Source organism: Anaerotruncus sp. (genome assembly GCF_057433415.1).
Genome location: NZ_DBMDHH010000101.1, coordinates 1 through 4,079, shown reverse-complemented (window position 1 = coordinate 4,079; position 4,079 = coordinate 1). Strand labels below are relative to the sequence as shown.

The 4,079-nt window shown below is 66.5% G+C and carries 5 protein-coding genes; all 5 read left to right on the top strand.

The features are described from left to right. On the top strand, positions 1-1,272 hold a 1,272-nt coding region (locus ACZO3G_RS14590), incomplete at its 5' end, for a class I tRNA ligase family protein (RefSeq protein WP_486847367.1). A 123-nt stretch (positions 1,273-1,395) separates the two neighbouring features. Then, the gene (locus ACZO3G_RS14585) at positions 1,396-2,679 is read left to right on the top strand and encodes a bifunctional folylpolyglutamate synthase/dihydrofolate synthase (RefSeq protein WP_277138614.1); all 1,284 of its coding nucleotides are present in this window, start codon (positions 1,396-1,398) and stop codon (positions 2,677-2,679) included. A 111-nt stretch (positions 2,680-2,790) separates the two neighbouring features. Continuing rightward, positions 2,791-3,162 carry an anti-sigma factor antagonist gene (locus tag ACZO3G_RS14580; protein WP_276872559.1) on the top strand — a complete coding sequence of 124 codons (372 nt, stop codon included), beginning with the start codon at positions 2,791-2,793 and terminating at the stop codon, positions 3,160-3,162. Next, a complete protein-coding gene (gene spoIIAB / locus ACZO3G_RS14575; protein ID WP_101549573.1) occupies positions 3,149-3,586 on the top strand; it encodes an anti-sigma F factor in 438 nt (145 codons plus the stop codon). The genes ACZO3G_RS14580 and spoIIAB overlap by 14 nt, the downstream gene beginning before the upstream one ends. Beyond that, positions 3,583-4,079, top strand: a 497-nt coding sequence (locus ACZO3G_RS14570) for a sigma-70 family RNA polymerase sigma factor (RefSeq protein WP_486847366.1), incomplete at its 3' end; no start/stop codon positions are given. The genes spoIIAB and ACZO3G_RS14570, both read left to right, overlap by 4 nt.

Sequence of the window (4,079 nt, the reverse complement as noted above, 5' to 3'; positions counted from 1 at the left end):
GACACCTGGTTCTCCTCCGCGCTGTGGCCCTTTTCCACCCTCGGCTGGCCGGACGAGACCCCCGAGCTCAAATACTTCTACCCGACCAACACCCTCGTCACCGGCTACGACATCATCTTTTTCTGGGTGGCGCGGATGATCTTCTCGGGGCTGGAGCATATGGGGGAGGTGCCCTTCGACACGGTGCTCATCCACGGCCTTGTGCGCGACGCGCAGGGCCGCAAGATGAGTAAATCCCTCGGCAACGGCATCGACCCGCTGGAAGTCATCGACAAATACGGCGCGGACGCGCTGCGCTTCACCCTCGCCACCGGGAACGCCCCCGGCAACGACATGCGCTTCTCGGACGAGAAGGTGAACGCCTCCCGCAACTTCGCCAACAAGGTGTGGAACGCGAGCCGGTTCGTGCTCATGAACCTCTCCGACGGGCTGACTGACGTTTCGCTGCCCGGGACGCTCGCCGTCGAGGACAGGTGGATCCTCACGAAATATAACGCGCTCGTGCGCGAGGTCACCGAAAACCTCGAGAAGTTCGAGCTGGGCCTCGCGGTGCAGAAGCTCTACGACTTCATCTGGGACGTGCTCTGCGACTGGTATATCGAACTCTGCAAATCCCGCCTGCAGGCGGGCGGGGAGGCCTCCCTCGCGGCGCAGCGGGTGCTCGTGTACGTCCTGGGGGGCACCCTCAAGCTGCTGCACCCCTTCATGCCCTTCATCACCGAGGAGATCTGGCAGGCGCTGCCCCACGAGGGGGAGAGCGTCATGGTCTCCGACTGGCCGGTCTACGACGAGGCGCTCAACTTCGCCGCCGACGAGCGCGACTTTGAAAAGGTCATGCAGGCCATCCGCGCCATCCGCGTGCGCCGCGGCGAAATGAATGTGCCCCCCTCCAAGAAGACCCACCTCTATATCGCCACCGGCGAGGCGGAGGTCTTCCGGCAGGGAATCCCCTTCTTCCAGCGGCTGGCCTTCGCCTCCGACGTGGAGATCGGGGAGCGGTTCGCGCCCGAGGGCGCGGTGCAGGTCGTCACCGAGGCGGCGCGCATCTTCATCCCGATGGACGAGCTCGTCGACCGCGAGAAGGAGCTCGCGCGCCTGGGCAGGGAGAAGGCCGCCTGCGAAAAGGACCTCGCGGCCCTCTCGGGCAAGCTGATGAACCCCGGGTTCGTCGAAAAGGCCCCGGCCAACGTCGTCGAGGCGGAGCGCCAGCGGCTCCAGAAGGTGCGAGAGCGCCTTGCGAAGATCGAGGAGAGCCTTTCCGCGTTCTCCTGAAAGACCGCGGAAAACAGAGACCTTTTACAGCAGGCCGGCCGCGCCGTGCCGCCGGGGACGACGACCGCGAGGCGGCGTCCCCGGAACGGGGCGGGCCCGGCCTGCTTTTTTTGGAGGGACAGGATGACTTATCAGGAGGCGTTAAGCCATATCCATTCGTTCGGGCGGTTCAGCGCCAAACCGACGCTCGGCCGCATGGAGACTCTCATGGGGCTGCTGGGCGATCCGCAGGAGCGGCTGAGGATCGTGCATGTGGCGGGCACCAACGGGAAGGGCTCGACCTGCGCGATGATCGCGTCGATGCTGGAGGCGGCCGGGTACCGGACGGGGCTATACACCTCGCCCTTTGTGCTCGATTTCCGGGAGCGCATCCAGATCGACCGGGAGATGATCTCCCGCTCGGAGCTGACGGAGAGCGTGGAAGGGATCGCCCCGCTGGCCGCGCGGGTGGACGACCTCAACGAGTTTGAATTCGTCACCGCCGTCGCCTACGACTATTTCGCGCGGAAAAACTGCGACGTCGTCGTGGCGGAGGTGGGGCTGGGCGGCACGTTCGACGCGACCAATGTGGTGAGAAGGCCGCTTATCAGCGTCATCACCCAGATCGGCCTCGATCACACGGCGGTGCTGGGCGGGACGGTCGCGGAGATTGCGCGCGCCAAGGCGGGCATCATCAAGGCGGGGGTCCCCGTCGTGACCTGCGCCGCCCAGGACGTCGACGCGCTCGCGGTGATCTACGAGGAGGCGTGCGCCAGGGGCGCGCCCGTCATCCAGCCGAGCCCCCACCCCGCGTGGATGAAGCTGGGGCTCGAGGGGACCGAGCTCGGGTACCGCGGGTGCGGGCTGCACATCCCGCTGGCGGGGCGGCATCAGGTGGACAACGCGATGACCGCCTTCACGGTGGCGGACGAGCTGGGCCGGACGCCGGGGTTCGGGAAGCTCCTGCTGGGGGACGCGATCCCGCGCGGGATCGCGTCGGCGCGGATCCCCGCGCGGTTCGAGATCGTCGGGCGGGACCCGCTCGTCATCCTGGACGGCGCGCACAACCCGCAGGCGGCCCGCGTCCTCGCGGACGCGCTCTCCCTCGCCGGGGACCGTCCGGTCACCGGCGTGATGGGCGTCCTCGCGGACAAGGACGGGGGCGGCGCGCTTTCCGCGCTCGCCCCGCGCTTCAGGCGGCTCATCTGCGTGACCCCGAAGAGCCCCCGCGCGCTCGACGCGCACCTGCTTGCCGAGCGCGCCGACGCGCTTGGGCTGCGGGCCTCCGCCGCCCACAGCGCCGGGGAGGCGGTTGAGCTGGCGCGGGCGGTGGCCGCCTCGGAGGGCGGCGTGGTGGCCGTCTGCGGGTCGCTCTATCTGGCGTCGGAGGTGCGCGCCCTCTTTTTCCCCGGGGTGAAATTGGAATAGGGACATGCTTCGACAGCATTTTCACGGAAAAAGCTCTATCCTTTGGATAGGGCTTTTTTTGCTGCGCGAAAGCGGGGAGAAATGCCTTCCCAGGAAAGGACGTAGAAGATTATGGCTGTTCAAATCGATCTGGCGGACGAGCTGTTGACCGCGCGGATTATCGGCGACATCGACCACCACAGCGCCAAGGAGATGCGCGAGACGATCGACGGCGCGGTGCTCAAGGGGCAGGTCCGCGAGCTGGAGATCGACTTTCGCGACGTGACCTTCATGGATTCGTCGGGCATCGGCCTGGTGATGGGGCGTTACAAGCTCATGCAGGAGCTGGGCGGGACGCTGCACCTGGTCAATGTGGCGAGCCATCTGAAAAAGGTGATGGTTCTCGCGGGGCTCGACCGCCTCGCGGTTCTGGACAGGGCCGAGCGCCGCCCCGTACCCGATAAGTCTGCGAAAGCCGGAGGAATGGAAGATGAAAGCAATTAATTCGATGAAGCTGCAGTTTGAGGGCCGCTCGGTCAACGAGGCGTTCTCCCGCACGGCGGTGGCGGCGTTCGTCGCGCAGCTCGACCCGACCGTGGAGGAGCTTTCCGATATCAAGACCGCCGTCAGCGAGGCGGTGACCAACTGCATCGTCCACGCCTACCGCGACCGGCTGGGGATCGTGTACATAACCGCGAATATCCTGCCCGACCACCGCGTCGTCATCAAGGTGCGCGACAAGGGCTGCGGCATCCCCGACATCAAAAAGGCGATGGAACCGATGTATACGACCGCGCCGGAGGAGGAACGCGCGGGCCTGGGCTTTGCCGTCATGCAGAGCCTTATGGACCGCGTCAAAGTGACGTCCAAGGAAGGAAAGGGGACGACGGTGGTTCTGGAGAGGGACATTCGCAGCAAGGAGGCATGAAGCCGGTGATCGAATGTGCCGAAAACAAACGGGAACAGACCATCTCCCAGAACATCGGTCTGGTACATGCCTGCGCCCACCGGTTCAAGGGGCGCGGGATCGAATATGACGACCTCTTCCAGGCGGGCTGCATGGGGCTGTGCAAGGCCGCCGACGCGTTCGACGAGACGCGCGGCGTGCGGTTTTCCACCTACGCGGTGCCCGTCATCCTCGGCGAGATGCGCCGCCTCTTCCGGGACGGCGGCGCGGTCAAGGTCTCCCGCACCCTCAAGGAGCTGTCGATGCGCATCTCCCGGGAGCGGGAGCGCCTCGCGAACGTCCTCGGCCGGGACCCGACGGTGGCCGACCTCGCGCAGTCGATGGACCTGCCGGAGGAGCAGGTGGTCGAGGCGATCTGCGCCGCCGCGCCGCCCCTCTCCCTCACCGAGAGCGACGACGACGGCGGCGGGCAGATCGACCTGCCGGTCGCGTCGCCCGAGGACATGCTCTCCGA

Bases quoted from the DNA above. Each gene is read 5' to 3' on its own strand.
- ACZO3G_RS14580 (WP_276872559.1), top strand. From the start codon at position 2,791: ATGGCTGTTCAAATCGATCTGGCGGACGAGCTGTTGACCGCGCGGATT.
- ACZO3G_RS14585 (WP_277138614.1), top strand. From the start codon at position 1,396: ATGACTTATCAGGAGGCGTTAAGCCATATCCATTCGTTCGGGCGGTTC.
- spoIIAB (WP_101549573.1), top strand. From the start codon at position 3,149: ATGAAAGCAATTAATTCGATGAAGCTGCAGTTTGAGGGCCGCTCGGTC.